Source organism: Amaricoccus sp. (genome assembly GCF_047602525.1).
Classification (GTDB): Bacteria; Pseudomonadota; Alphaproteobacteria; order Rhodobacterales; family Rhodobacteraceae; genus Amaricoccus.
The window spans coordinates 968,090-993,792 of sequence record NZ_JASGHB010000001.1 but is presented as its reverse complement, the minus strand read 5'-3'; the positions used below and the strand labels follow the sequence as shown (position 1 = coordinate 993,792).

The following is a 25,703-nucleotide window of genomic DNA, read 5'->3' as shown; positions in this document are numbered from 1 at the left end:
CAGCGGATCCGTCGCATTTCGGTCGCGGCGAAGGATAAGGCCGCGGGCGGGGAATGTCACCCCACCCGCGGCCTCGGCATCACGCGAACGGCGGAGGCGGCGCTATTGCACGACGAGGGGTGCGGCCTCGCCGAAGACTTGCGAGATCGTCTCCGGCACGTCGGTCACGACCGGGAACTTCGCCGCGATGGCGATGGGATCGAGCGCGACGTCCTTCGTTGCCTTCGTGCCGCGGCCGAGCGGGCCGTGCAGCTCGTCGCCAATGCGCACGTAGACTGAACCGGAGTTGCCAGCCCAGATGAGGGGAACATCGGAACCCTCTGGCGGAGAATAGGTTTCCCCCTTCTCCAGGATACGCTCGAAAATCACCGTGCCGTTCGGCATGTAGACCCGGACCCAGGCCGCGCGCTCCGCGACGACGACCACGCCGCGAGCGGCGGCCGGAGCCTGCCCCCCCTCGGGTTCCACGACGGCCGCCGCGGCAAGCACCGCAGGGACGGCCGCGACCGGGGCGTCCGGGTCGCGCACCGTTGGAACGCGCGCCACCGCCGGGGTGACGACCGCTGTGAGCAGCCCGGCCTTGTCCGGGTCGAGCGCCGCGATCGGGCCGTCGCGGGGGACGAGGATCGGCACCTCGAGTTCCTGCTGGCGGTAGAGGTCGGCGAGCGATGTCGCGGCGACGGGTGTCGCGAGGTCGGCGGGGGTCGGTTCGTCGGCGCCGTCCGTCTCTGGCGGTTGCAGGCTGTCGAGCTGGGCGGTGGCCTGGGGCGTGTCCTCGACGGGCGCGAACTGCACCCGCTGGATGTTCTGCAGCACCATCCACCCGCCGTAGCCGAGGCCGCCGACGAGGCAGAGCAGCATGAAGACCGAGCTGAGCCCGGACAGCGAGACCTGCGGCATCCGCCGCGGCTCGTGCCGGGCGAGCGGCATGTCGAGGCCGGCGGGCTTGCGGCCTGCGCCCTTGGCCCCGCCCTTCGTGGCCACGGGAGCCTGCGCGGCACCGGAGAAACCGCTTTCCTGGCAGAAGCGCCAGAATACCTCTTCCGGGTCGAGGCCGAGATAGCGCGCGTAGGACCGGACGTAGCCGGCGATGAAGCCGGGATTGGGGAAGACCTCGGGCTTGGCGTCCTCGATCGCGGCGATGAACGCCGCCTTGATCCGCAGGTCACGCTGGATATCGAGCAGCGTCTTGCCGAGCGTCGCCCGCTCGCCGCGCAACTCGTCGCCGAGGGCGTAATCATAGGGGCCGAACTGCCTCGCCCCAGAGGTGTGCATGCCTGCGCTCATTCCCGACCTGCCTGCCGACCCCGTACTCATTGCCCTGCCAAGTCCTGCCGCGCCGAATCGCTTGTCCACGGACGGCTGATTTTCTCCGATCATACCATGAATTTAAGCGGTTGGGAGCGATCGGATGGCCAAAATGCCGCAGGGGTGGCAGAAAAATCGCATCGTGCCACCCCGGCGGCCTTCAGTAGATGTAGCGGATCTGATCGCTCCAGTAGCGCTCCATTCGGCGCAGCCCTGCGTTGATCTCGTCGAGCCGCGTGTTTCCGAGCACATCCCGCCCGAGGATGCCGGCGGCATGGCGCTGGAACAGCTGGGCGATGATCGCGCGGATGTTGCGGCCGCGATCGGTCAGACGCACCCGCACGGAGCGGCGGTCGACCTCGCACTTCTGGTGATGCATGTAGCCGCATTCCACCAGCTTCTTGAGATTGTAGGAGACATTCGAGCCCTGGTAGTAGCCGCGCGTCTTCAGCTCGCCCGCCGTGACCTCGTTGTCGCCGATGTTGAACAGCAGCAGCGCCTGCACCGAGTTGATGTCGATGATGCCGAGGCGCTCGAACTCGTCCTTCACCACGTCGAGCAGCAGCCGGTGCAGCCGCTCCACCATTCCGAGCGTTTCGAGGTACGCGCCGAGAAAATCGTCGCGCGCAGCGAGATCCGGCGTCGCTGCCGCGACTTTTGCGTGCATAACCATGCCGATCCTCCGCAAGTTGGCTGTCAGGGAAACCTTGCGCAGAATCATAACCAACTGGTTAAGCCTGACGGCCTGCCTATTCGGAGCTTCCCGGCTGCTCGATCGCGTGGAACTGGCGGATCGATTCAAGTAGACCAGCGTACTCTTCAGGAGAACTTACCCGCCCCAAGAACCAGTCGTAAATTTCATTGTCGTTTTCCGACAACATTTGTTCGAAAACCTCGATTTGCGGCGTGAGCGTACTCTGGGCGTCGGCGAAGGGCCCGAGCAGCAGGTCGAGTTCGCGAATGCCCCGCCGCCAGGCCCGGATCCTCAGCCGCTTCAGCCGCGTCGCCTCGTCCATCGTCGCCTCCCCCGATCGCCGCCCGTTGCATAGGCTGACGGCCCGGGGATGCAAAGCCCGGGGATACAAAGCCGGGGGGCGCGGAAGATTCCGGTTCCGCGTCACGCTGCTTTAGTCTAGCACTCTCGCCGGAATGAAGCGCGATCACGGGGGGTTCGCATGTCGGTCATCATTGACGTCGTCGGTCGGGAGATCCTGGACAGCCGGGGCAATCCCACCGTTGAGGTCGACGTGCTGCTCGAGGACGGCGCCATGGGCCGGGCGGCGGTGCCGTCGGGAGCGTCGACCGGGGCGCACGAGGCGGTCGAGCTGCGGGACGGAGATGCGGGCCGCTACGGCGGCAAGGGCGTGCGGCGTGCGGTCGAGGCGGTGAACGGGCCGGTCTGTGACGCGCTGACCGGGTTGCGCGCCACCGACCAGACCGGCATCGACCGGGTGCTGCTCGACCTCGACGGCACGGCGAACAAGGGCCGGCTGGGCGCGAATGCGATCCTCGGCGCGAGCCTCGCCACGGCGAAGGCGGCGGCGTCGAGCCTCGGGACGCCGCTCTACCGCTACGTCGGCGGCGTGTCGGCGCATGTGCTGCCGGTGCCGATGATGAACATCATCAACGGCGGCGCGCACGCGGACAATCCGATCGACATCCAGGAATTCATGGTGATGCCGGTCGGGGCCAGCTCGATCGCCGAGGCGGTGCGGATGGGCGCCGAGGTGTTCCACGCGCTGAAGAAGGCGCTGTCGAAGGCCGGGCACAACACCAACGTCGGCGACGAGGGCGGCTTTGCGCCGAGCCTCGGCTCGACCACCGAGGCGCTCGATTTCATCATGAAGTCGATCGAGACGGCGGGCTATCGCCCGGGCACGGACGTCTATCTCGCGCTCGACTGCGCCTCGACCGAGTACTTCAAGGACGGCGTCTATGACCTTGCCGGCGAGGGGCGCAAGCTCAGCTCGGCGGAGAATGTCGACTATCTCAAGGCGCTGGTCGATGCCTATCCGATCATCTCGATCGAGGACGGCATGGCGGAAGACGACTGGGAGGGCTGGAAGCTGCTCACCGATGCGATCGGCGACCGCTGCCAGCTGGTCGGCGACGATCTGTTCGTCACCAACACCGAGCGGCTGAGCCGGGGCATCGAGGAAGGGGTCGGCAACTCGATCCTCGTCAAGGTGAACCAGATCGGCAGCCTGACGGAGACGCTCGCCGCCGTCGACATGGCGCATCGGGCCGGGATGACCGCGGTGATGTCGCATCGCTCGGGCGAGACCGAGGACGCGACGATCGCCGACCTCGCGGTGGCGACGAACTGCGGCCAGATCAAGACCGGCTCGCTGTCGCGCTCGGATCGGCTGGCGAAGTACAACCAGCTGATCCGCATCGAGGAGGACCTCGGCCCGAACGCGGCCTTCGCCGGGCGCTCGATCCTGCGGCGCTGACGGCATGACGGGCGCCGACGGCGCGGTCGAGGGGCCGCGCCTTTACCTGATCGCGCCGGCGCCGTTCGGCATGGGCGACCCCGATCGGGTCGCCCGGCTGCTCGACGGCTTTGACGTCGCCTGCGTCCGGCTGGCGCTGGCCGCGGGCTCGGAGGACGACGTGGCGCGCGCGGCCGATGCGCTCCGGCCGGTCTGCCACGCGCGCGACGTGCCGCTGGTGGTCGCGGATCACTATCGGCTGGTGACGCGGCTCGGGCTCGACGGCGTGCATCTCACCGACGGCGCGCGACAGGTCCGGGCGGTGCGCAAGGCGCTGGCCGGCGACGCGATTGTGGGCGCGTTCTGCCGGACCTCGCGGCACGACGGGATGACGGCGGCCGAGATCGGTGCGGACTACGTGAGCTTCGGGCCGGTGGGCGCGAGCGGGCTCGGCGACGGGACGCTGGCCGAGGCGGAGCTGTTCGAGTGGTGGGCGGAGATGATCGAGGTGCCGGTGGTGGCCGAGGGGGCGCTCACCCCCGAGCTGGTCGCGACGGTAGCGCGATCGGCGGATTTCCTCGCGGTCGGGCCGGAGATTCTGGGCGGCGGCGGATGCCGAGGCGGCGCTGCGAGAGGTGCTCGCAGGATTCGATAACCAGGCGCGCGTCTGACACGGCCCCACGGTGTCCAGTTTGGGCCCGACTTTTGGCCGTGGAGCGATGACCAACTCCGGGACCGACATCAAGAACACCGACCTCGTCGTCGTCATGGGCGGCAATGCGGCGGAGGCGCATCCCTGCGGCTTCAAGTGGGTGACGGAAGCGAAGGCGCGCCGCGGCGCGAAGCTCGTGGTCGTCGACCCGCGTTTCACCCGCACCGCGTCGGTCGCGGACTACTACGCGCCGATCCGGCCCGGCTCGGACATCGCCTTCCTGATGGGGACGATCCGCTGGTGCATCGCGAACGACAAGGTGCAGTGGGAGTACGTGAAGAACTTCACCAACGCCTCGCTGCTGGTGAAGGACGAATACGGTTGGGCGGACGGGCTCTTCGTTGGCGACGACCCGGAAAAGCGCGACTATGACCGCTCGTCCTGGGACTATCAGGTCTGCGACGACGGCTTTGCGCTGACCGACCCGACGCTGACCGACCCGCGCTGCGTCTGGAACCTGCTCAAGGCCCACGTCGACATCTACACGCCCGAGATGGTCGAGCGGATCACCGGCACGCCCAGGGACAAGTTCCTGCACATCGCCGAAACGATCGGCGCGTGCTCGGCACCCGACAAGACGATGACGTCGATGTACGCCCTCGGCTGGACGCAGCATTCCAAGGGCGCGCAGAACATCCGCGGCATGGCGATGCTGCAGCTCATCCTCGGCAACATCGGCGTGCGCGGCGGCGGGATGAACGCGCTGCGCGGCCACTCGAACATCCAGGGGCCACCATCGGAAATGGCTGCGCGAGCTGGCTCGACTAGACCGGACGGGTCCGGCAGAGCAGCCGCCCGCAAGGTGGCCGGTCCGGCCCGGAGGTGCGATGTCCGACGACGAGAGCGCGGTCCGGCCGGGCGTGATCCCGGAGCCGCCGTTCGTGATCTCGCCCGATCCGGTGGCGCTGTTCGAGCGGCGCGCAGCGCGGCTGCGGTTCCTGGCCGAGGGCGCGCGCTATGCCGCCTGCGCCACCTGCTGCACGCTCTGGAACGAGGTGCGGATCAAGTGCCTCGCCTGCGGCTCGACCAAGGGCATCGGCTATCGCGCGCTCGGCGACGCGGCCGTCATCAAGGCCGAGGTCTGCGACGAGTGCCACGGCTGGACCAAGATCCTCTACGCCACGCGCGACACCGCGCTCGAGCCGATCGCGGACGATGTGGCGAGCCTCGGGCTCGACGCGGCGATGGCCGGGTCGGACTGGCGCCGGGCCGGCTTCAATCCCTTCCTGATAGGCTTCTGATCATGACCATGCGGGACCTGCCGTCCGTCGACCGGGTGCTTCGCTCGCCGGAGGGCACCGCGCTGATCGAGCGGCACGGCCGGGCCGTGACCACCGATGCGCTGCGCGACCTGATGGCCGAGGTCCGGGGCGGCGAGGCCTTGCCCGATGATCTGATCGCGGCTCTGGCTCTACGGCTCGACCGGCCGTCGGCGCTCAGGCCGGTGTTCAACCTGACCGGGACCGTGCTGCACACCAACCTCGGGCGGGCGCTGCTGGCCGAGGCGGCCATCGAGGCGGCCGTGGCGGCGATGCGCGAGCCGGCGGCGCTGGAGCTCGACCTTGCGACAGGGCACCGGGGCGAGCGGGACAGTCATCTGCGCGACCTGCTGCGCGAGCTGACCGGGGCCGGGGACGCCACCGTCGTCAACAACAACGCCGCGGCCGTGCTGATCGCGCTCAATGCGCTGGCCGAGGGGCGCGAGGCGATCGTGTCCCGCGGCGAGCTGATCGAGATCGGCGGCGCGTTCCGGATGCCGGACATCATGGAGCGCGCCGGCGTGCGGCTGCGCGAGGTCGGCACGACCAACCGCACGCACGCGCGCGACTATCAGGCGGCGATCGGGCCGGACACCGCGTTGCTCCTCAAGGTGCATCCGTCGAACTACCGCATCGAGGGCTTCACCGCCGAGGTGTCGGCCGAGCAGCTCGCGGCGATCGCGCGGCACGCCGAGCTGCCGGTGATGAACGACCTCGGGTCCGGGACGCTGGTCGACCTCGCCGCCTTCGGCCTGCCCGGCGAGCCGACGGTACGGCAGGCGGTTGCGTCTGCCGACCTTGTGACCTTGTTCCGGCGACAAGCTGCTCGGCGGACCGCAGGCGGGGTTCATCGTCGGGCGGGCGGACCTGATCGCGGCGATCAACCGCAACCCGCTGAAGCGGGCGCTGCGGCTCGACAAGGTCCGCATCGCGGCGATCGAGGCGACGCTCCGGCTCTATCGCGACCCGGATCGGCTGGGCGAGCGCCTGCCGACGCTCGCCCTGCTCGGCCGGCCGCGGGAGGAGATCGCGGCGCTGGCCGAACGGCTGGCGCCGCTGGTCGCGGCGCGCCTCGGCCTGCCGGTGGACGCGGTGCCCTGTGCGAGCCAGGTGGGGTCGGGCGCGCTGCCCGTCGAGTCTCTGCCGAGCGCCGGGCTTCGGATCGGCGGTGGCGAGCCGGAGGCGCTGGCGGCGCGGCTGCGCGCCCTGCCCCACCCGGTGCTCGGACGGATCCGCGACGGCGCGGTGCTGCTCGACCTGCGCTGCCTCACCGAACCGGACAAGCTGCTGGCGGCGCTCGGATGATCGTCGGGACGGCGGGTCACATCGACCACGGCAAGACCGCGCTGGTGCGGGCGCTGACCGGGGTCGATGCCGACCGGCTGAAGGAGGAGAAGGCGCGCGGCATCACGATCGAGCTGGGCTTTGCCTATGCCGATCTCGCGGGTGGCGCGATCACCGGCTTCGTCGACGTGCCCGGGCACGAGCGGCTGATCCATCCCATGCTCGCCGGGGCGGGCGGCATCGACTTCGCGCTTCTGGTGGTCGCGGCCGACGACGGGATGATGCCGCAGACCCGCGAGCATCTGGCGATCCTCGACCTGCTCGGGATCCGCCGCGGCGCCGTCGCGCTCACCAAGGCCGACCTCGCCGACGGCGACCGGCGGGCGGCGGTGACGGCAGAGATCCGGGCGGCGCTCACCGGCGCGACGCTGGCGGAGGCGCCGGTCCTGCCGGTCTCCGCGGTCACGGGCGAGGGCATCGACGACCTCGCCGCGCTGCTCGCCGCGGCCGAGGGCGCGAGCGTGGAGCGGCGCACCCTCGGCCCGATGCGCCTGCCGGTCGACCGGGTGTTCACGCTGGCCGGCGCCGGAACGATCGTCACGGGCACCGTGCTCGGCGGCTGCGCGCATGTGGGCGACGAGTTGGTGCTGAGCCCCACCGGCCTCGCCGCACGGGTCCGCTCGATCCACACGCAGAACCGCCACGCCACGCACGGGGCGGCGGGCGCGCGCTGCGCGCTCGGGCTCGCGGGCGAGCGGATCGGGCGCGAGGCCATCTCGCGCGGAGACATGGTGGTGGCGCCCGCGCTGCACGCGCCGACCGACCGCATCGACGCCGATCTGCGCCTGCTCGCGAGCGAGCCGCGGCCGCTGGCCGAGGCGGTGCCCGCGCATCTGCACGTCGGGGCGGTCGAGGTGGCCGCGCGGGTGGTGCCGCTCGGCGGGCCGATCGCGCCGGGCGCGTCCGGCTGGGTGCAGCTCGTGCTGGCGCGGCCGATCGCCGCGGCGGCGCTCGACCGCTTCATCCTGCGCGACGTCTCGGCGTCGCGCACCCTCGGCGGCGGGCGGCTCGTCGACCTGCGCGCTCCACGGCGGCGGCGCCGCGCCCCGGAGCGGCTCGCCCATCTCACGGCAGCCGCGACGCCGGATGCCGCCGCGGCACTCCACCGCCTGCTCGCCGCCCCGCCCTATCTGGTCGACCTGCCCGAGTTCGTCCGCGACCGCGCCCTGTCCGAGGCAGCGGTGGCGCGCGCCGTGGAAGGAGCCGAGCGAATCGGTCCGCTGCTGCTGGCGCCCGCGACGCTCGCGATGCTGCGGGGCGCGCTCGCGGCACGGCTGGCCGAGTTTCATGCCGCCAGCCCGGAGCTGCAGGGGATCGGGCGGGAGCGGCTGCGCATCGGCCTTGAGCCGCGGTTGCCGGGAGCGGTCTTCCCGGCGTTCCTGCGGCGGGAGGCCGAGGCCGGGCGGGTGGATGAGATCGCGCACGACCACTTCTTCCTGCGGGCCACGACCGCGGAGATGGTGCGGCTCGCGGCGGCGGCGAGCCGCACCAGTGCCGACGGCTGGTTCACCACGGCGCGGTTTCGCGACGGGATGCAGAACAGCCGCGAGGTGGCGATCCAGATCCTCGACTTCTTCGACAGGCACGGCGTCACCGTGCGCCGGGGCGATCTGCGGCGGATCGACCCACGGCGCCTCCGACCTGTTCGAGCCGGCCGTCACGGAAACGGCGACAGAGGCGGGGGAAACCGCCACGGCGCTGACGCCGGCTTAAGGGTTTCACCCTAGTCTGCCCGCACGCCGACCGGAGATCCCGGCGGCGCACGCCCCGAGATCCGCGACATTCCCGATCGCGCGCCTCGGTGCCCGCCCCCGTTCGCGCGGTCGCACGACCGAAAGCGCCCGATGAAACGCATCGTCATTGCCTGCGACGGCACCTGGAACCGGCTCGACGCGCCGTTTCCGACCAACGTCGCGAAGCTCGCCCGCGCCGTGCTGCCCATAGGTCCGCACGGCGTGCCGCAGATCGTCTGCCACCTCGATGGCGTCGGCAGCGGCCGGGGCACCGGGCGCCTTGCCCGCGGCGCCGACCGGCTGCTCGGCGGCGCACTGGGAGTGGGCCTGACCGCGACGCTGGAAGAGGCGTACCGCTTCCTCGTCTTCGCCTATGCGCCGGGCGACGAAATCCACCTGCTCGGCTTTTCCCGCGGGGCGTTCATGGCCCGCTCGCTGGCCGGGATGGTCCGGACCTGCGGCATCCTCGAGCGGCGCAACGCGCCGGCGATCGGCGAGGCGCTGGCGCTCTATCGCGACCGGGTGGCCGCCGGCGGCGCGGACGGTGCGGCCGCCATGGCGTTTCGCGCCCGCCATGCCGCGCACGTGACGACCGGCCCGCGCGAGGCGGCCTGGCGGGCGGAAAGCGGGCTCCCCGCCGGCCTGCCGCTCGCCATCGCCTACCTCGGGGTCTGGGACACGGTGGGCGCGCTGGGGATCCCCAGCCACTTCACCCTCGCCGCGCGGCTGAACCGCGGGCTCGCGTTCCACGACACGGCGCTGTCGCGGCTGGTGCGCGCCGCCCGGCATGCGGTGGCGATCGACGAGCGCCGGCGGACGTTTCCGCCGACGCTGTGGGCGAACCTCGACGGGCTGAACCGCGATGCCGGACGCCTCGCCTATGCGCAGCGGTGGTTTCCGGGGGACCACGGTTCGGTCGGCGGCGGTGGCCCCGTCACCGACCTGTCGGACGATGCGCTGGTCTGGATCGCCGACGGCGCGACCGACGCGGGGCTGGCGCTCGATCCGGCGGCGGTCGCGGCGTGGCGGCGGTCGCGCAACCCGCTCGGGCCGCTGCGCGCCCGGCCCCGGCCGTCGCTGCTCTGGCGGCTGATGGCGCTCGATGCCCACGACCGCGCCGGACCCTGGCGCTTCGCCGAGCTGGCGGAGGCAGCGGTGCGTCGCTGGCACGCCGACCCCGCCTATCGCCCGCGGCCGCTGCGCCGCCTGCAGGCGGTTCTGACCCGCGGCCGCTAGAGAAACAGCGGCAGGATCAGGAAGACGAGCGAGGTGAGCGCGCCGTTCAGGCCCATGGCGATGCCGGCGAAGGTGCCGGCCTCCTCGCTCACCTGAAACGCCCGCGCGGTGCCGATGCCGTGACTCGCCACGCCGACGGCAAAGCCGCGGGCGGCAAAGTCGCGGATGCGCAGGGCGTTCATCAGCGGCGTGACGATCACCGAGCCGAGGATGCCGGTCAGCACCACCAGCACCGCCGCGAGCGCCGGGATGCCGCCGATCACCTGGGTGAGCGCCATGGCGATCGGCGCCGTGACGGATTTCGCCGCCAGCGAGGCGAGGATCTCGTGCGGTGCGCCGAACAGCCAGGCGATCGCCACGGCCGAGCCGATGGCGGTCAGCGATCCCGCGGCCAGCGCGGCGCACATCGGCAGCAGGTTGCGCCGGACCGCATGGCGGTTGCGCCAGAGCGGCAGGCCCAGCGCCACGGTGGCGGGACCAAGCAGGAAGTGGACGAACTGGGCGCCCTGGAAGTAGGCGGGATAGGGCGTTCCGGTCAGCGTCAGCACCACGATCAGCAGGCCCGCGGCAATCACCACGGGATTGACCAGCGGATGCCGGCCGGCGGCCTGCGAGAGCGCATCGCCGATCACGAAGGCGACGAGCGTCGCGGTCAGCCAGAGCAGCGGCGTCTGCGAGAGGTAGACCCAGATGCTGTAGATATCGCCGGCGTGGGTCACAGCCGGTCTCCCTGCGTCCAGCGGGCGGTGATGCGGAAGACGTAGACCGTGACGATCAGGGTCATCACCGTCGAGACCACCAGCGCCGCCGAGATGGCGAGCCAGTTCGCCCGGATGAGGCCGATCTGCTGCACCACGCCCACCGCCGCCGGCACGAACAGCAGCGACAGGTTCTTCAGCAGCGTGTCGGCCACCCCGTCGATCGTCTCGCTCGACCGTCCCCGCAGCATCAGGACGGCGAAGAGCAGGCCCATGCCGAGGACCGGGCCGGGAAAGGTGATGCCGAGGGCCTGCACGACCACCTCGCCCGCGAGCTGGCACAGGAAAAACAGCGTGACCGCATAGATCATTCGACGCCTCCGGGAGAACTCTTGGCCAGTGTCTCGTCCGCCGGGCGACGGAGCAAGCGATCAGTGCGGGATGCCGGACCGCTGCAGCCACGCCTCGACGGCCGGGCGAACGGTGGGGCAGCCCTCGGCGCGCGCCGCGTCGATCGCCGCCCGGGCACCGACGAGGTCGGCCTGTCGCAGCAGCGCCTTCACCGGCCCGATCGACGCCGGCCGCATCGACAGGCTGCGCAGCCCGATCGCGGCGAGCACCAGCGCCTCGATCGGCCGGCCGGCATCCTCGCCGCAGAAGGACAGCGGCGTGCCGTGGCGGGCGCAGCGGGCGACGATCTGTTCGATGAAGTCGAGAAAGCTCGTCGACAGCATGTCGTAGCGGCGGCGGACCAGCTCGTTCTCGCGATCGGCGGCGAAGAAGAACTGCTTCAGGTCGTTGCCGCCGATCGACAGGAAGCCGACCTCCTGGAAGAAGCTGTCCGGCGCATAGGCGAGACTCGGCGTCTCGAGCATGGCGCCGATCTGCAGGCTGGCGGGGATCGGATTGCCGAGCGCGCGCTCGCGCGCGATCTCGCGGTCGACCACCTCGCGGGCGGCTGCGAACTCTCCCGCCTCGGCCACGAACGGGAACATGACGCTGAGCGCCCGGCCCTTGGCGCCACGGATCATCGCCTGGATCTGCATCCGCAGCATGCCCGGCCGGTCGAGCCCGACGCGGATCGCCCGCCAGCCGAGCGCCGGATTGGGCTCGTCGGTGCGCTTCATGTACGGCACGACCTTGTCCGAGCCGATGTCGAGGGTGCGGAACACCACCGGCTTCTCCCGCGCCGAATCGAGGATCCGGCTGTAGAGCGCGGCAAGCTCGGTGCGCTTGGGCACGGTGGTGCGGATCAGGAACTGCAGCTCGGTCCGGAACAGGCCGACACCGATCGCGCCGCACTTGGGCAGGCTCGGCAGGTCGGCCATCAGCCCCGCGTTCATGTGGAGCCCGATGGTCGTGCCATCCCGCGTGGTCGCGGGCTTGTCGCGCAGCGCGGCATAGGCCGTCTGCGCCTCCGCGAGCATGTCCATCTTCTCGCGGAACGCCTTGGCGACGGTTTCCTCCGGCCGCAGGTGGACGACGCCCTGGTCGCCGTCGACGAGGATGTGGTCGCCGGGCATCGCCTCGCGGGTGATGCGCGAGGCGTGGATCACCAGCGGGATCGCCAGCGCGCGCGCGACGATCGCCGCGTGGCTGCCGACCGAGCCCTCCTCCAGCACCACGCCGCGCAGGCCGCGGCCATAGTCGAGCAGCTCGCCCGGGCCGATGTTGCGCGCCACGAGGATCGCGTCGGGCGGCAGTTCGCGGCCGTTGCGCTGATCGCCGGACAACAGCCGCAACAGGCGATTCGACAGGTCGTCGAGATCGTGCAGCCGCTCGCGCAGGTAGGGGTCGGTCGAGCGCGACATGCGGGCGCGGGTCGCCGACTGCTCCTTCTCGACCGCGACCTCGGCGGCGAGGCCGGAGTCGATCGAGGCCTCCATCCGCCGCACCCAGCCCTTGTCGTAGGCGAACATCCGGTAGGCGTTCAGGACGTCGCGGTGGTCGCCGGTCGCGGTCAGGTAGTCGGCCGCCAGCATCTCGTCGACCTCGGCCCGCAGTGCCTCGATCCCGGCGTGCAGCCGCAGACGCTCGCCGTCGGGGTTGTCGCTGATCGGGTCGGAGACGACGATCTGCGGCTCGTGCAGCACGACCGTGCCCTCGGCGGCACCCTCCTGCCCGACGAGCCCGCGCACGAAGAACGGCAGCTTGTGCGGAACGGCGCCCATCGGGCCGGGGCCGACGAAGGCGCCGAGCTCGTTCATCTCGGCGATGACCATCGCCACCACCTCGAGGGCATAGACCTCGTCGTCGGTGTACTCGCGCGGGTCGCGGTTCTGCACCACCAGGACGCCCAGCACCTCGCCGAGCCGCTGGATCGGCACCCCGAGGAAGCTCGAGAAGATCTCCTCGCCGGTCTCGGGCAGGTAGCGGAAGCCGCGGGTGTGCGAGGCGTCGCGGGTGTTGATCGGCTCCGCCGTCTCGGCGATGACCCCGACCAGCCCCTGCCCGACCTTCAGCCGCGAGGTGTGGACCGACCCGGGGTTCAGCCCCTGGGTCGAACTCAGCTCGAGGATGTCGTCGCGGCGCAGGTAGACCGAGCACACCTCGGCCACCAGCCCGTCGGACACCAGCCGCACGATGCGGTCAAGCCGCTCCTGGCCATCGCCGGGCTCCGCCAGCGTGGCACGCAAACGCGTGAGAAGAACGCGGCTGTCGACCGCCTGCGAATACGCCATCAATGCCCGCGCCTGCCGGGATCAGCTGACCTTGTCGAGCTCGAATGCATCATGGAGCGCCTGAACCGCAAGTTCCAGATATTTGCGGTCGATCAGCACCGACACCTTGATCTCCGACGTGGTGATGACCTTGATGTTGACCCCGTCACGCGCCAGCGCCTGGAACATGCGGTGGGCGACGCCGGTCTGGCTGCGCATGCCGATGCCGACGATGGAAACCTTGGAGACGTCCTCGTCGACATCGAGCCCGGTGAAGTCGAGCGCACCCGACGCCTTCGCCGCCTCGATCGCCGCGCGGGCGCGCGGGATCTCGTCGACCGGACAGGAGAACGTCATGTCGGTGCGGCCGTCGGCGGAGATGTTCTGCACGATCATGTCGACGTTGACGCCGCCCTCGGCGAGGGGCCCGAACAGCGCCGCGGCGATGCCGGGGCGGTCGGGGACGCCGATCACCGTCACCTTCGCCTCGTCGCGGGAGTGGGCGATGCCGCTGACCACACGTGATTCCATGATCTCCTCCTCGTCGCAGACGATGGTTCCCGGTACGTCGGAAAAGCTCGACAGCACCTGCAGCTTGACCTTGTAGCGCATGGCGAGCTCGACCGAACGGGTCTGCAGCACCTTGGCGCCGAGCGAGGCGAGTTCGAGCATCTCCTCATAGGCGATCTTCTCGAGCTTGCGCGCCTTGCGGGTGATCCGCGGGTCGGTGGTGTAGACGCCATCGACGTCGGTGTAGATGTCGCAGCGCTCGGCCTCGAGCGCGGCGGCGAAGGCAACGGCCGAGGTGTCGGAGCCGCCGCGTCCGAGCGTGGTGATGCGACCTTCCGGGCTGATGCCCTGGAAGCCGGCGATGACCGCGTGCAGGCCCTCGCCGAACTTGCGGATGAGCCCCTCGGTCTCGATCTCGACGATGCGCGCCGCACCGTGGCTCGCGTTCGTGCGCAGCGGCACCTGCCAGCCTTGCCAGCTGCGCGCCGGCACGCCCATTTCCTGCAGGGTGAGCGCCATCAGCCCGGCGGTGACGTTTTCGCCGGACGAGACCACCGCGTCGTACTCGCGCGCGTCATAGAGCAGCGAGGTCTCGCGCACCCAGCCGACCAGCTCGTTGGTCTTGCCCGACATCGCCGAGACGACCACGGCCACGTCATAGCCGCGATCGACCTCGCGCTTGACCTTGGCGGCGGCGTTGCGGATGCGGTCGAGGTCGGCGACGGACGTGCCGCCGAATTTCATCACGAGGCGAGGCATCTTCTGGCGCTTCCGGGTCCCTGAATCGCGCCTCCATACCCATGGCCCGGAGCGCCCGCAAGGCCAAGGTCGGCGGCGGATGCCGCTGGCCGCGCCCTGCCCCGCCCCGCCCCGCCCCGCCCCGAACGCGGCTCAGCTGGTGCGGCGTGACGACCAGGGGAGCGGCGCGACCGCGATGCCGTCGTCGAGAAGCGCCTTGGCCTCCGCCGGGCGCGCCTCGCCGATGATCGCCCGGGCCGGCGCCTCGCCCTCGTGGATGCGGCGGGCCTCGCGGGCAAAGTCGCGGCCGACGTTCTCGGACTCCGCCTCGATCCGGCGCCGCAGCTCGGCCAGCGCCTGCTCGGCCGGCGAGGCAGGCGCCGAGAGCGGCCGCTCGACCGGCGCCGCGCTGCCGGAGGCGACGGACGGCGCCATCAGCTCCTTCACCACCGCGGAGCTGCCGCACACGGCACACGCGACATGCCCGGCCGCCTGCAGCCGATCGAAATCGGCGCTGGACCCGAACCAGGATTCGAAGCTGTGCGCCTTGTCGCAGCGCAGCGCGTAGCGGATCATCGGGGCACACTCCTCCTTCCCAGCCGAAATATGGCATCCACGATCAGATACAATGTTCCTGACGGGGTTCTTAACCGCCGGAGCCTCTGGTATGGCTGCGGCGCAACGAGCCGGATGGACGACGTGCCGAGGTGGTTTCTTCCCGCGTTCGCCCTCGGCGTCGGCGCCTTCTCGGCGCTCGCGGCCACCGGGGCGCTGTCGCCGCTCTCGGCGCTCGCGATCGGCGCGGCGGCCAGTGCGGCGGTGCTCGCCGCCATCACCACGCGGGAGCCGGCAGAGGCTCCGCTCCCCCTGCCCCCGCTGGAGGCGAACGATCCCGCGCCGATGCCGCCGGGGGCCGGACAGGTCCTGCTCGCCCGGCTGCCGACGCCGATCCTTCTGGTGGCACGCAGCGGGCGGGTGTACTACGCCAACCCCGCCGCCCACCAGGCGCTGCCGCGGCTGGAGACCGGCAGCCACTTCGCCCACCTGATCCGCGCGCCGGCGTTCGTCGAGGCGCTATCCGCGACGCTCTCCGATGGCGACGAGCGGGCGGTGAGCTTCACGCTGCACGACAAGAGCGAGCGGTTCATCGAGGCACGGGTCGCCCTCCTGCCCGCGGGCAGCGCCTTCGGCCTCGAGGCGCTGGCGCTCGTGCAGATCGACGACCGCACCGACGCCCGCCGGGCCGAGCAGATGCGCTCCGACTTCATCGCCAATGCGAGCCATGAGCTTCGGACGCCGCTCGCCTCGATCATCGGCTACATCGAGACGCTGCAGCACCACGCCCGCGACGATCCGGCGGCGCGCGAACGCTTCCTCGGGATCATGGCGCGCGAGGCCGGGCGGATGCAGCGGCTGGTCAACGACCTCATGTCGCTCGGGCGCATCGAGATGACCGAGCACCTGCGCCCGGGCGAGGTGCACTCGCTCGAGGACATCGCCGCCGAGAGCGCGGCAGCACTGGTGCCGATGGCGGTGCAGGACGGCATCGACCTGCAGGTGCGCCTCGATCCGGGCGGCACCCCGGTCGCCTGCGACCCCGACCAGCTGGCGCAGGTCTTCACCAACCTGATCGACAACGCCATGAAGTACGGCGGCGCCGGCGGCACCGTGCGCATCGCCCGCGCGGATCCCGGCAAGGCAAGCCCCGGGCGAGTCGGCATCGCGATCTCCGACAGCGGCCCCGGCATCGACCGCGAGCACATCCCGCGCCTGACCGAGCGGTTCTATCGGGTGAGCGTGACCTCGAGCCGCAACAAGGGCGGCACCGGACTGGGCCTCGCCATCGTCAAGCACATCCTCAACCGCCACGGCGGCCGGCTCGAGATCGCCTCGGCTCCGGGCAAGGGCAGCACCTTCACCGTCTGGCTGCCCCGCGCCGACACCAGGGCGTCGCGGCGCGGGGCTTGAGACGCGGGCGCGGAGGCCCGGGCCGTCAGGCCGGGGTGCGCACCGCGGCGATGCCGTGCATCACCCCGCGCAGTTCGGCGAGGCCGCGCAGTCGGCCGATCAACGAATAACCCGGATTGATCCGCGCCTTGGCGATATCGTCGGCGAGCAGGTGGCCGTGGTCGGGCCGCAGCGGGATCTGCCAGTCCTCGCGCCCCTCGGCCAGCCGCCGCGCCTGCTCCTCGAGCAGCGCCAGCACGACGGCCGGCATGTCGGTCGATCCGCCGAGGTGGTCGGCCTCGTGGAACGAGCCGTCCGGCTCGCGGGTGACGTTTCTCAGGTGGGCGAAATGGATGCGCGGCCCGAATTCCCGCACCATCGCGGGCAGGTCGTTCTCCGCCCGCGTGCCATAGGAGCCGGTGCAGAACGTGAGGCCGTTCGCCGGGCTCTCCGCCGCCGCGAGCAGCCGCCGCGCGTCGGCCGCGGTCGAGACGATTCGCGGCAGCCCGAACAGTGGAAAGGCCGGATCGTCCGGGTGGATGCAGAGGCGCAGCCCCGCTTCCTCCGCCACCGGCGTGATCTCGCGCAGGAAATGCGCGAGATGCCCGTGCACGTCCTCCGCCGTCAGGCCGTCATAGTCGGCGAGCGCGCGGCGAAAGCTCTCGCGGTCATAGCTGCGCTCGGTCGCAGGCAGGCCGGCGATCAGCACCTTCTCGATCGTCGCCATTCCCGCCTCGCCGCGCTCGGCGAGCCGCGCCTCGGCCGCCTCGATCTGCGCGGGCGTATAATCGGCCTCGGCGCCCCGGCGCTTCAGCACGAACAGGTCGTAGGCGGCAAAGTCCACCGCGTCGAAGCGCAGCGCCAGCGCGCCGGTCGGCATCGGATGGCGCAGCTCGGTCCGGGTCCAGTCGCAGACCGGCATGAAGTTGTAGCAGATCGTGCTGATCCCCGCCCGCCCGAGCGCGCGCAACGTGTCCTTGTACCAACCGATGTAGCGGCCGCGCTCCGGCGTGCCGGTCTTGATCGAGTTGTGGACCGGGATGCTCTCGACCACCGTCCACTCGAGCCCGGCCGCCTCGATCACCGCCTTGCGCCGGGCGATCTCGTCGTCAGGCCAGGCCGAGCCGTCGTAGATGCCATGCAGGGCGGTGACGATGCCGGTCGCGCCCGCCTGGGCGATATGCTCGATCGGCACGGGATCGTCCGGCCCGTACCAGCGGAAGCATTCCTTCATCGGCCGCATCGCATCCCTCCCGTTCGGTTTGCCCCTGCCTAGCCGAAGCGCGTGCGGCTGCGCCATGACTTTCCGCTCTGGCGGCGCCGCGCCCGGCAGGGCAATGATCCCGGCAAACAGCCAGAGGGGAACGCGTGATGGGCGACGAATTCGACGGCAAGGCGGCGCTGGTGACGGGCACGTCTGGGATCGGCCGGGCCAGCGCGATCCGGCTGGCCGAGGCGGGGGCGGACGTGCTCGCCATCGGCGTCGACGCGGGGGCGAATCGCGCGCTCGAAACCTTCGCCGCCTCGCGCGGCCTCGCAATCCGGGTGCGCCGCGCCGACGTGACGCAGGAGCTGGAGGTCGAGGCTGCCGTCGCCGACTGCGTCGAGCAGTCGGGCGGGCTCGACGTCATCGTCAACGCCGCGGCGGTCCATCCCTACGGCACGGTACTCGACACCGACGCCGCCACCTTCGCCCGCTGCCTCGCGGTCAACGTCGGCGGGATTCACCTGACCGCCCGCCACGGCGTGCCCGAGATGATCCGGCGCGGGGGCGGCGCGATCGTCAACCTGTCGTCGGTGCAGGGCCACGCCTGCCAGCAGGGAGTCGCGGCCTACGTCGCCAGCAAGGGCGCGATCCACGCGCTGACCCGCGCCATGGCGCTCGACCATGCGGACGCGCGGATCCGGGTGAACTCGGTGTCGCCGGGGTCGGTGCGCACGCCGATCCTCGCGCTCGCGGCGCAGAAGCTCGGCAGCGACCTGCCCGAGGAGGAGGTGTTCGCCCGCTTCGGCGCGGCCCACCCGATCGGGCGCATCGGTGAGCCGGAGGAAATCGCCGAGATGATTGCCTATCTCGCATCCGACCGCGCCGGCTTCGTCACCGGCGCGGACTTCGTGATCGACGGCGGCCTCACCGCCGGGCTGGCGGTGCGCTGAGGGTTCAGCGCATCTCCAGCCGCTGGCTCAGCAGCAGCGCCATGACGGTGACGATCGAGCCCGACAGCAGGTAGGCGCCCGAGGAGAACAGCCCGTAGTGGCTGGCGAGGTAGAGCGCGACCAGCGGCGCAAACCCCGCGCCGAACAGCCATGCGAGGTCCGAGGTCAGCGCCGAGGCGGTGTAGCGATACCGCTTGTCGAAGCGCGACGCGACGGCACCCGAGGACTGGCCGAATGAGAAGCCGAGCAGCGCGAAGCCCGCAACCATGAAGAAGAACTCGCCCACGAGCCCGCCGTCGAGCAGGCGCGGCGCGACCAGCGCATAGATGCCGATCGCGACGGCGCAGACGAGAAGCAGCGCCCGCCGCCCGATCCGGTCGGCCAGCGCGCCCGAGCCGATCACCGCGGCGAGGCAGATGAACGCCGTGCCGATCTCGACCGCGAGGAACGCCGGCACGTCGGCGGCGGACTTCAGGTAGACCCACGACAGCGGAAAGACCGTGACCATGTGGAACAGCGCGAACGTGGCCAGCGGGGTGAACGCGCCGATCAGGATGTTCGTCCCCTCGGCCGACAGCGTCTCGCGGATGCGCGTCGGCTGCAACTCGAGGCTCTGGAACTGCCGCTCGTATTCCGGCGTCACCACGATGCGCAGCCGCGCGAACAGCGCCACGACGTTGATCGCGAACGCCACGAAGAACGGATAGCGCCAGCCCCACTCGAGGAAGTCGGTCTCGGACATGCCGGTCAGCAGGTAGACGAACAGCGCACTTGCGACAAATAGCCCCACCGGGGCGCCGAGCTGCGGGATCATCGCGTACCAGCCGCGATGCCGTTCGGGCGCATTCATCGCCAGAAGCGAGGCCAGCCCGTCCCAGGTTCCGCCCAGCGCCAGGCCCTGCGCGATGCGCATGATGCAGAGGATCACGATCGCATAGCCGCCGGCGAGCGAGTAGTCGGGCGTGAACGCGATGCCCGCCGTGGCACAGCCGAGCAGTAACAGAGCGGCGGTCAGCTTGAGGCCGCGACCGTATTTCCGATCGACCCACATGAAGAACAGCGTCCCGAACGGCCGGGCGACAAAGGCGAGCGAGAACACGAGGAAGGACAGCATCACGCCATCGAGCGGTGTTGCAAACGGGAACATCACCCGCGGGAACACCAGGACTGACGCGATTGCGAAGACGAAGAAGTCGAAGAACTCGGAGCTTCGCCCGATGATGACGCCGATCGCGATCTCCGCCGGGCTGGTGCCGTGGTCGTCCGTGTCGTGGGCCGAGCCCGCCTGATAGGCCATTTCGACCCCCTCCTCGCTGCGTCTCGCAGGCAACACCCGGGCCTGCACTTCCGACTCTCCTTATACCTCTGGCGTTCGGTTATGCTACGGGCGATTCAGGTTGCGCTTGCGCAGCGCAGCAGGACGGTGGAATTGAAGCCACAGTTCGGTTCAGACGGTCTCGGGGGGTCGACCATGCGAAAAGTGTTACTGGCAACCTCGCCGCTCCTGCTGCTCGGCGGGTGCGGCATGGTGGTCCTGTCGCCCTCCGGCTACGTCGCGGTCCAGCAGCGCGACCTGCTCGTCAGCTCGACGCTGCTCATGCTGCTCATCATCATCCCGGTGATGGGGCTGACGGCGTTCTTCGCCTGGCGCTACAGCGAGAAGCGCGATCCGAACTACGACCCGGACTTCCACCATTCCACCGGCCTCGAGCTCATCATCTGGGCGGCGCCCCTGATGATCATCATCTGCCTCGGCGCGATCACCTGGGTCGGCACCCACCGGCTCGACCCGTTCCGGCCGCTCACCCACATCGGCGAGCGCCGCCCGATCGGCCCGACGGTGAAGCCGCTCGACGTCGAGGCGGTGGCGCTCGACTGGAAATGGCTGTTCATCTACCCGGAGTACGGCATCGCCACGATCAACGAGGCCGCCGTGCCGGTCGACCGGCCGATCAACTTCCACCTGACCTCGCAGTCGGTGATGAACGCGTTCTACGTGCCGGCGCTGTCCGGCATGATCTACGCCATGCCCGGGATGGAGTCGCAGCTGCACGCGGTGATGAACCTCGCCGGCGACTACGAGGGCTTCTCCTCGCAGTACAGCGGCGCGGGCTTCTCCGGCATGCGCTTCCGCTTCCATGGCCTCGACGCGCAGGACTTCTACACCTGGGTCGCCAACGCCCGGAAGAGCACCGACCACCTCGACCGCGCCCGCTACCTCGACCTCGCCAGGCCCTCCGAGAACGAGCCGCCGGCGTTCTTCGGCACCGTCGACGCGGATGTCTTCCGCCGCGCGGTCAACCGCTGCGTCGAGGAAGGGCGGATGTGCATCGACCAGATGGTCAGGCTCGACGCGACGGGCGGCACCGGCCTCGCCGGCACCGTCAACACCATCCCCGTTGCCGGCGCCAAGGCGGCGTTCGGCGCGGGCCAGTTCTACGTGGGCGAACTCTGCACCCCCGAGGAACTCGATCCGGCAGTTCGGCGCGAGCACCGTCGTGCTCCTCGATCCGCCCCCCCTGCCGGCCTCCGCCGGCACCCCGGACGAAACCCTCTAAGGACGGCAGAACGATGGCCATCGAGACGCTCGCGACCCCCGAGACCAGCTTCCTGTTCGGCCGCCTGACCTGGGCCGCGCTTCCCCTGCACGAGCCGATCCTCGTGGCGACCTTCGCTGCCGTGGCGCTCGGCGGCATCGTCGTCGTCGCCGCGCTCAGCTACTTCAAGCTGTGGGGCTATCTCTGGAACGAGTGGTTCACCAGCGTGGACCACAAGAAGATCGGCATCATGTACATGGTGCTCGGCCTCATCATGCTGCTCCGCGGCTTTGCCGACGCGGTGATGATGCGCATCCAGCAGGCGATGGCCTTCAACGGCTCCGAGGGCTACCTGCCGGCACACCACTACGATCAGGTGTTCACCGCGCACGGCGTCATCATGATCTTCTTCGTGGCGATGCCGTTCGTCACCGGCTTCATGAACCTCGTCATGCCGCTGCAGATCGGCGCCCGCGACGTGGCCTTTCCGTTCCTGAACAACTTCTCGTTCTGGATGACGGTGGGCGGCGCGGTGATCGTCATGGCCTCGCTCTTCGTCGGCGAGTTCGCGCAGACCGGCTGGCTCGCCTATCCGCCGCTCTCGGGCATCGCGAACAGCCCGTATGTCGGCGTCGACTACTACATCTGGGGCCTGCAGGTGGCCGGTGTCGGGACAACCTTATCCGGCATCAACCTGATCGTGACGATCATCAAGATGCGCTGCCCGGGCATGACCATGATGCGGATGCCGGTCTTCACCTGGACCGCGCTCTGCTCCAACATCCTGATCGTCGCCTCGTTCCCGGTGCTGACCGCCTGCCTCGTGCTGCTCACCCTCGACCGCTACGTCGGCACGAACTTCTTCACCGCCGACAACGGCGGCAACCCGATGATGTACGTGAACCTCATCTGGATCTGGGGCCACCCGGAGGTCTACATCCTGGTGCTGCCGGCCTTCGGCATCTATTCCGAGGTCACGGCGACGTTCTGCGGCAAGCGGCTGTTCGGCTATTCGTCGATGGTCTACGCGACGGTCTGCATCACGGTGCTCTCCTACATCGTCTGGCTGCACCACTTCTTCACCATGGGCTCGGGCGCCTCGGTCAATTCGTTCTTCGGCATCGCGACGATGATCATCTCGATCCCGACAGGCGCAAAGCTCTTCAACTGGCTCTTCACCATGTACCGCGGCCGCATCCGCTACGAACTGCCGATGATGTGGACCGTCGCCTTCATGCTGACCTTCGTGATCGGCGGCATGACCGGCGTGCTGCTCGCGGTGCCGCCGGCCGACTTCGTGCTGCACAACTCGCTGTTCCTGATCGCGCACTTCCACAACGTCATCATCGGCGGCGTGCTGTTCGGCCTGTTCGCCGGCATCTCGTTCTGGTGGCCCAAGGCGTTCGGCTTCCGGCTGGAGCCGTTCTGGGGCAAGGTGTCGTTCTGGTGCTGGGTGTCGGGCTTCTGGATGGCGTTCACCCCGCTCTACATCCTCGGCTTCATGGGTGTGACCCGGCGCATGCGCGTCTTCGACGACCCGAGCCTGCAGATCTCGGTTCCTGATCGCGGCGCTCGGCGCCGGGCTCATCGCCATCGGCATCGCCGCCTTCCTCGTGCAGATCGCCGTCTCGATCCTGCGGCGTGACGAGCTGCGCGACACCACGGGCGATCCGTGGAACGGGCGCACGCTCGAGTGGGCGACCTCCTCGCCGCCGCCGTCCTACAACTTCGCCTTCACCCCCGTCGCCCACGACATCGACGCGTGGTGGGACATGAAGGCCCACGGCTACCGCCGGCCGATGGAAGGCTTCCAGCCGATCCACATGCCGAAAAACACCCCGACGGGCATGATGCTCGCCGGCCTGTCCACGGTCTGCGCGATGGCGCTCATCTGGTACATCTGGTGGCTCGCCATCCTGGCCTTCGCCGGCATCATCGCCACGGCGATCTGGCACACCTTCAACTACAACCGCGACTTCAACATCCCGGCGGCGGAGGTGACGGCCGTCGAGGCCCGGCGCAGCCGCGCGCTGGCAGGGAGGGCCTGAGGCCATGAGCGCACCCGCGATGGCCCCGGGCCGGACCGACTTCTACCTCGTCGAGGAACCGCACCACGAGCCGGGGGGCTTCACCCACCTCGGCTTCTGGATCTACCTGATGAGCGACTGCCTCATCTTCGCGGTCCTCTTCGCCACCTACGGCGTGCTCGGCGCCAGCTTCGCGGGCGGTCCCGGCCCGCGCGATCTCTTCGACCTCGGCCTCGTGGCGCTCAACACCACGTTCCTGCTGATCTCGTCGATCACCTACGGCTTTGCCATGCTGGCGGTCTACGAGGGCAACCAGAAGAAGACGCTGCAATGGCTGGCCGTCACCGGCCTGTTCGGCGCGGCGTTCCTTGCGGTCGAGCTCTACGAGTTCCACCACCTGATCCACGAGGGCGCCGGACCGCAGCGCTCGGGCTTCCTGTCGGCGTTCTTCGCGCTGGTCGGCACGCACGGGCTGCACGTCAGCTTCGGCATCGTCTGGCTCATCACCCTGATGGTCCAGGTACGAAAGCGCGGCCTGATCGCGGCGAACCAGCGCCGGCTGACCTGCCTGTCGCTGTTCTGGCACTTCCTCGATCTCGTCTGGATCGGGGTCTTCACCTACGTCTACCTGTTCGGAGTCCTGCGATGAGCGCCGATCACGTCCATGCGCACGATGGCCACGCGCACGATGGCCACGCCCATCACGGTCACGGCCATCATGGTCACGGGCACGATTCCCATGCCGCGCCGCACGGGACCTTCCAGTCGTACGTCACCGGCTTCGTGCTCGCCGTCGTCCTGACCGCGATCCCGTTCTTCCTGGTGATGGCCCGGCCGATCGAGAGCGCGGGATACACCGCGGCGATCGTGCTCATCTGCGCGCTGGTGCAGATCCTCGTCCACATGGTGTTCTTCCTGCACATGACGCCCAAGGCCGAGGACGGCTGGCTGCTCCTGTCGACGCTCTTCACCGTCGTGCTGGTGGTCATCACGCTGGCGGGCTCGCTCTGGATCGTCTTCCACCTCAACAGCAACATGATGCCGGGCGGGGTCATGGACGACATGCAGATGGAGGCGCCGCCCTCGAACTGAGGGCGGCCCCCACCCCGCAGCGCCGTGGCCGGGCCCACCTTCGCCGACATCGCCCGCGCGGCGGGCGTCGGCACCGCCACGGTCGAGCGGGTGCTGAACGGCCGGGGCGGCGTGCGCCCTGCCACCGTCGAGCGGGTGCTCGCCGCCGCCCGCAGCCTCGACTACCCGCGGCGCCTGCCGGACGTTCACCGCGGGCTGCTGCGGATCGAGGTGATCCTCGTCCGGCCCGAAACCACCTTCTACCGCCGGCTCTCCCGCGCCTTCGAGCGAATCGCGGCCACGCTCGACCCGGTGGTGCGCGTCCACCGCACCTTCGCCGACGAGGCGGACCCGCCGGCGATCGCCGCATTGATCGCCTCGGGCGATCGTCGCGCCGGACTGATCCTCGCCGTGCCGGACCATCCGGCGATCCGCGCCGCCGTCGAGGGCGTGGCGCCGCAGCTGCCGCTGGTCCATGTCGTGACGCGCGCCCATCCGACGCTGGGCGAGCTGGTCGCCATCGACAACTACGCCGCCGGCCGCACCGCCGCGCATTTCCTCGCGCGGATGCAGGGCCGGCTCGGCGGCCTCGTCGCCATCGGCCACCCGATCTATCAGGTCCACCGCGAGCGCCTGCGCGGCTTTTCCGACTGCCTCGCCCTCCGGCCCGGCGGGCTCGATTTCCGCTGGATCGGCTTTGGCGGCGACGACGCCCGCCGCTGTGGCGACCTCGTTCACCGGGCGCTCGAGACGTGGCCCGACCTCGCCGGGGTCTACAACGTCGGCGCGGGCAATCGCGCCGTAGCCGACGTGCTGCGCCGCCACCCACGTGGCGCGGGCGTGTTCTGCGTCGGCCACGAACTCTCCGACGCCACCGCCGAGGCGCTGCGCGACGGGGCGATGCACATCGTCCTCGACCAGGCCCCCGAGGCGCAGGCGCGGCGGGCCATCGACCTGATGCTGAGCCGCCTCGGCCTCCTGACCCTGCCGGTCGACACGACGCCGATCCGCTTCGTCACGGTGACGGCGGAGAGCGTGTGAGGCCCAATGGTGGCACATCGGGAGATTTCACGCGTGAGGCCGTCGGTAGCGCATCCTGAATGACTTCGACTAACCGATCTCTGAGGCGACCCCGGCTCCTGCAGAGACACGCCGCGCGACCGAAGCACGCGGTAGCGCGTGCGAGTCCCGGCGCGACAAGCCGAGGCATTGCCTCGGCCGCGCCAACGGCGGGGAGCGCGGGGACCGCGTGGAGGCCGTCAGGGCTGGAGATTTCTGCGGAAGCGCGCCAATCCGGCCGTGGCTGGCGCGGCAACGCGCCTGCCCCCCGCAGG

23 protein-coding genes and 3 pseudogenes are annotated in these 25,703 nt (G+C 70.2%); 16 read left to right on the top strand and 10 right to left on the bottom strand.

Annotation, left to right across the window (positions count from 1 at the left end; translation table 11 throughout):
* Nucleotides 1-102: 102 nt before the first annotated feature.
* The 3 genes from QM699_RS05345 to QM699_RS05335 form a co-directional block, all read right to left on the bottom strand.
* On the bottom strand, nt 103-1,287 hold the full coding sequence (locus QM699_RS05345) for a helix-turn-helix domain-containing protein (protein WP_415010145.1): 1,185 nt from the start codon (nt 1,285-1,287) through the stop codon (nt 103-105).
* A gap of 181 nt (nt 1,288-1,468) precedes the next feature.
* The gene (locus QM699_RS05340; protein ID WP_415012702.1) at nt 1,469-1,975 is read right to left on the bottom strand and encodes a MarR family winged helix-turn-helix transcriptional regulator; all 507 of its coding nucleotides are present in this window, start codon (nt 1,973-1,975) and stop codon (nt 1,469-1,471) included.
* Nucleotides 1,976-2,057: 82 nt separating this feature from the next.
* Nucleotides 2,058-2,324 carry a succinate dehydrogenase assembly factor 2 gene (locus QM699_RS05335; RefSeq protein WP_415010144.1) on the bottom strand — a complete coding sequence of 89 codons (267 nt, stop codon included), beginning with the start codon at nt 2,322-2,324 and terminating at the stop codon, nt 2,058-2,060.
* 159 nt (nt 2,325-2,483) lie between these two features.
* On the opposite strand from QM699_RS05335, the gene eno reads away from it, so the two are divergent.
* From eno to QM699_RS05295, 8 genes and pseudogenes are all read left to right on the top strand, one after another.
* Nucleotides 2,484-3,761 (top strand): phosphopyruvate hydratase, encoded by a 1,278-nt coding sequence (eno, locus tag QM699_RS05330; protein ID WP_415010143.1) that lies wholly within the window; start codon nt 2,484-2,486, stop codon nt 3,759-3,761.
* 4 nt (nt 3,762-3,765) lie between these two features.
* Nucleotides 3,766-4,384 (top strand): annotated as a pseudogene (locus tag QM699_RS05325) (thiamine phosphate synthase); the annotation flags it as partial.
* Nucleotides 4,382-5,182: pseudogene (locus QM699_RS05320) on the top strand (molybdopterin-dependent oxidoreductase); the annotation flags it as partial. The pseudogenes QM699_RS05325 and QM699_RS05320, both read left to right, overlap by 3 nt.
* Nucleotides 5,183-5,279: 97 nt before the next feature.
* Nucleotides 5,280-5,693 (top strand): formate dehydrogenase accessory protein FdhE, encoded by a 414-nt coding sequence (fdhE, locus tag QM699_RS05315; RefSeq protein ID WP_415012701.1) that lies wholly within the window; start codon nt 5,280-5,282, stop codon nt 5,691-5,693.
* Nucleotides 5,694-5,695: 2 nt separating this feature from the next.
* Nucleotides 5,696-6,457, top strand: a pseudogene (gene selA, locus QM699_RS05310) (L-seryl-tRNA(Sec) selenium transferase); the annotation flags it as partial.
* Nucleotides 6,458-6,533: 76 nt separating this feature from the next.
* Nucleotides 6,534-7,016 (top strand): aminotransferase class V-fold PLP-dependent enzyme, encoded by a 483-nt coding sequence (locus tag QM699_RS05305; protein WP_415012700.1) that lies wholly within the window; start codon nt 6,534-6,536, stop codon nt 7,014-7,016.
* Nucleotides 7,013-8,782, top strand: coding sequence for a selenocysteine-specific translation elongation factor (gene selB / locus QM699_RS05300; protein ID WP_415012699.1), 1,770 nt, complete (start codon nt 7,013-7,015; stop codon nt 8,780-8,782). Before QM699_RS05305 ends, selB begins: the two co-directional genes overlap by 4 nt.
* Before the next feature lie 117 nt (nt 8,783-8,899).
* Nucleotides 8,900-10,024: a phospholipase effector Tle1 domain-containing protein gene (locus QM699_RS05295; RefSeq protein ID WP_415010142.1), complete on the top strand. Its 1,125-nt coding sequence runs from the start codon at nt 8,900-8,902 to the stop codon at nt 10,022-10,024.
* Here the strand turns inward: QM699_RS05295 and QM699_RS05290 are convergent.
* The 5 genes from QM699_RS05290 to QM699_RS05270 form a co-directional block, all read right to left on the bottom strand.
* Complete coding sequence (locus QM699_RS05290; protein ID WP_415010141.1) at nt 10,021-10,743, bottom strand: LrgB family protein; 723 nt, start codon at nt 10,741-10,743, stop codon at nt 10,021-10,023. The two genes, QM699_RS05295 and QM699_RS05290, sit on opposite strands and share 4 nt — an antisense overlap.
* Nucleotides 10,740-11,093, bottom strand: coding sequence for a CidA/LrgA family protein (locus QM699_RS05285; protein WP_415010140.1), 354 nt, complete (start codon nt 11,091-11,093; stop codon nt 10,740-10,742). The genes QM699_RS05290 and QM699_RS05285 overlap by 4 nt, the downstream gene beginning before the upstream one ends.
* A gap of 60 nt (nt 11,094-11,153) precedes the next feature.
* Nucleotides 11,154-13,403, bottom strand: a complete 2,250-nt coding sequence (ptsP, locus tag QM699_RS05280; protein ID WP_415010139.1) for a phosphoenolpyruvate--protein phosphotransferase — start codon at nt 13,401-13,403, stop codon at nt 11,154-11,156.
* A 21-nt stretch (nt 13,404-13,424) separates the two neighbouring features.
* Nucleotides 13,425-14,651, bottom strand: coding sequence for an aspartate kinase (locus QM699_RS05275; protein ID WP_415010138.1), 1,227 nt, complete (start codon nt 14,649-14,651; stop codon nt 13,425-13,427).
* 132 nt (nt 14,652-14,783) lie between these two features.
* Nucleotides 14,784-15,206 (bottom strand): DUF1178 family protein, encoded by a 423-nt coding sequence (locus QM699_RS05270; RefSeq protein WP_415010137.1) that lies wholly within the window; start codon nt 15,204-15,206, stop codon nt 14,784-14,786.
* Nucleotides 15,207-15,329: 123 nt separating this feature from the next.
* Here QM699_RS05270 and QM699_RS05265 point away from each other — a divergent pair, with 123 nt between their 5' ends.
* A complete protein-coding gene (locus tag QM699_RS05265; RefSeq protein ID WP_415010136.1) occupies nt 15,330-16,598 on the top strand; it encodes a sensor histidine kinase in 1,269 nt (422 codons plus the stop codon).
* A 25-nt stretch (nt 16,599-16,623) separates the two neighbouring features.
* Here QM699_RS05265 and uxuA read toward each other — a convergent pair whose 3' ends face one another.
* Nucleotides 16,624-17,820, bottom strand: coding sequence for a mannonate dehydratase (gene uxuA, locus QM699_RS05260; protein WP_415010135.1), 1,197 nt, complete (start codon nt 17,818-17,820; stop codon nt 16,624-16,626).
* A gap of 128 nt (nt 17,821-17,948) precedes the next feature.
* Between uxuA and QM699_RS05255 the strand changes: the two genes are divergently transcribed.
* Nucleotides 17,949-18,734: an SDR family NAD(P)-dependent oxidoreductase gene (locus QM699_RS05255; RefSeq protein ID WP_415010134.1), complete on the top strand. Its 786-nt coding sequence runs from the start codon at nt 17,949-17,951 to the stop codon at nt 18,732-18,734.
* 4 nt (nt 18,735-18,738) lie between these two features.
* Here QM699_RS05255 and QM699_RS05250 read toward each other — a convergent pair whose 3' ends face one another.
* Nucleotides 18,739-20,031 carry an MFS transporter gene (locus QM699_RS05250; RefSeq protein ID WP_415010133.1) on the bottom strand — a complete coding sequence of 431 codons (1,293 nt, stop codon included), beginning with the start codon at nt 20,029-20,031 and terminating at the stop codon, nt 18,739-18,741.
* Nucleotides 20,032-20,205: 174 nt separating this feature from the next.
* On the opposite strand from QM699_RS05250, the gene cyoA reads away from it, so the two are divergent.
* Genes cyoA through QM699_RS05220 form a run of 6 tightly spaced genes read left to right on the top strand, consistent with a single transcriptional unit; the run spans nt 20,206 to nt 25,410 of the window.
* Entirely contained in the window at nt 20,206-21,360 is a 1,155-nt protein-coding gene (gene cyoA / locus QM699_RS05245) for a ubiquinol oxidase subunit II (protein WP_415010132.1), read from the top strand.
* Complete coding sequence (locus QM699_RS05240) at nt 21,306-22,916, top strand: cbb3-type cytochrome c oxidase subunit I (RefSeq protein WP_415010131.1); 1,611 nt, start codon at nt 21,306-21,308, stop codon at nt 22,914-22,916. Before cyoA ends, QM699_RS05240 begins: the two co-directional genes overlap by 55 nt.
* A complete protein-coding gene (locus QM699_RS05235; RefSeq protein ID WP_415010130.1) occupies nt 22,885-23,319 on the top strand; it encodes a hypothetical protein in 435 nt (144 codons plus the stop codon). Before QM699_RS05240 ends, QM699_RS05235 begins: the two co-directional genes overlap by 32 nt.
* A 4-nt stretch (nt 23,320-23,323) precedes the next feature.
* Nucleotides 23,324-23,947, top strand: a complete 624-nt coding sequence (gene cyoC, locus QM699_RS05230; RefSeq protein WP_415010129.1) for a cytochrome o ubiquinol oxidase subunit III — start codon at nt 23,324-23,326, stop codon at nt 23,945-23,947.
* Complete coding sequence (cyoD, locus tag QM699_RS05225; RefSeq protein ID WP_415010128.1) at nt 23,944-24,390, top strand: cytochrome o ubiquinol oxidase subunit IV; 447 nt, start codon at nt 23,944-23,946, stop codon at nt 24,388-24,390. Before cyoC ends, cyoD begins: the two co-directional genes overlap by 4 nt.
* A gap of 24 nt (nt 24,391-24,414) precedes the next feature.
* Nucleotides 24,415-25,410 carry a LacI family DNA-binding transcriptional regulator gene (locus tag QM699_RS05220; protein ID WP_415010127.1) on the top strand — a complete coding sequence of 332 codons (996 nt, stop codon included), beginning with the start codon at nt 24,415-24,417 and terminating at the stop codon, nt 25,408-25,410.
* Nucleotides 25,411-25,703: the final 293 nt, after the last annotated feature.

Bases quoted from the DNA above. Each gene is read 5' to 3' on its own strand.
- QM699_RS05345 (WP_415010145.1), bottom strand. From the start codon at position 1,287: ATGAGCGCAGGCATGCACACCTCTGGGGCGAGGCAGTTCGGCCCCTAT.
- QM699_RS05340 (WP_415012702.1), bottom strand. From the start codon at position 1,975: ATGCACGCAAAAGTCGCGGCAGCGACGCCGGATCTCGCTGCGCGCGAC.
- QM699_RS05335 (WP_415010144.1), bottom strand. From the start codon at position 2,324: ATGGACGAGGCGACGCGGCTGAAGCGGCTGAGGATCCGGGCCTGGCGG.
- eno (WP_415010143.1), top strand. From the start codon at position 2,484: ATGTCGGTCATCATTGACGTCGTCGGTCGGGAGATCCTGGACAGCCGG.
- fdhE (WP_415012701.1), top strand. From the start codon at position 5,280: ATGTCCGACGACGAGAGCGCGGTCCGGCCGGGCGTGATCCCGGAGCCG.
- selB (WP_415012699.1), top strand. From the start codon at position 7,013: ATGATCGTCGGGACGGCGGGTCACATCGACCACGGCAAGACCGCGCTG.
- QM699_RS05295 (WP_415010142.1), top strand. From the start codon at position 8,900: ATGAAACGCATCGTCATTGCCTGCGACGGCACCTGGAACCGGCTCGAC.
- QM699_RS05285 (WP_415010140.1), bottom strand. From the start codon at position 11,093: ATGATCTATGCGGTCACGCTGTTTTTCCTGTGCCAGCTCGCGGGCGAG.
- ptsP (WP_415010139.1), bottom strand. From the start codon at position 13,403: ATGGCGTATTCGCAGGCGGTCGACAGCCGCGTTCTTCTCACGCGTTTG.
- QM699_RS05275 (WP_415010138.1), bottom strand. From the start codon at position 14,651: ATGCCTCGCCTCGTGATGAAATTCGGCGGCACGTCCGTCGCCGACCTC.
- QM699_RS05270 (WP_415010137.1), bottom strand. From the start codon at position 15,206: ATGATCCGCTACGCGCTGCGCTGCGACAAGGCGCACAGCTTCGAATCC.
- uxuA (WP_415010135.1), bottom strand. From the start codon at position 17,820: ATGCGGCCGATGAAGGAATGCTTCCGCTGGTACGGGCCGGACGATCCC.
- QM699_RS05255 (WP_415010134.1), top strand. From the start codon at position 17,949: ATGGGCGACGAATTCGACGGCAAGGCGGCGCTGGTGACGGGCACGTCT.
- QM699_RS05250 (WP_415010133.1), bottom strand. From the start codon at position 20,031: ATGGCCTATCAGGCGGGCTCGGCCCACGACACGGACGACCACGGCACC.
- cyoA (WP_415010132.1), top strand. From the start codon at position 20,206: ATGCGAAAAGTGTTACTGGCAACCTCGCCGCTCCTGCTGCTCGGCGGG.
- QM699_RS05240 (WP_415010131.1), top strand. From the start codon at position 21,306: ATGGCCATCGAGACGCTCGCGACCCCCGAGACCAGCTTCCTGTTCGGC.
- cyoC (WP_415010129.1), top strand. From the start codon at position 23,324: ATGAGCGCACCCGCGATGGCCCCGGGCCGGACCGACTTCTACCTCGTC.
- cyoD (WP_415010128.1), top strand. From the start codon at position 23,944: ATGAGCGCCGATCACGTCCATGCGCACGATGGCCACGCGCACGATGGC.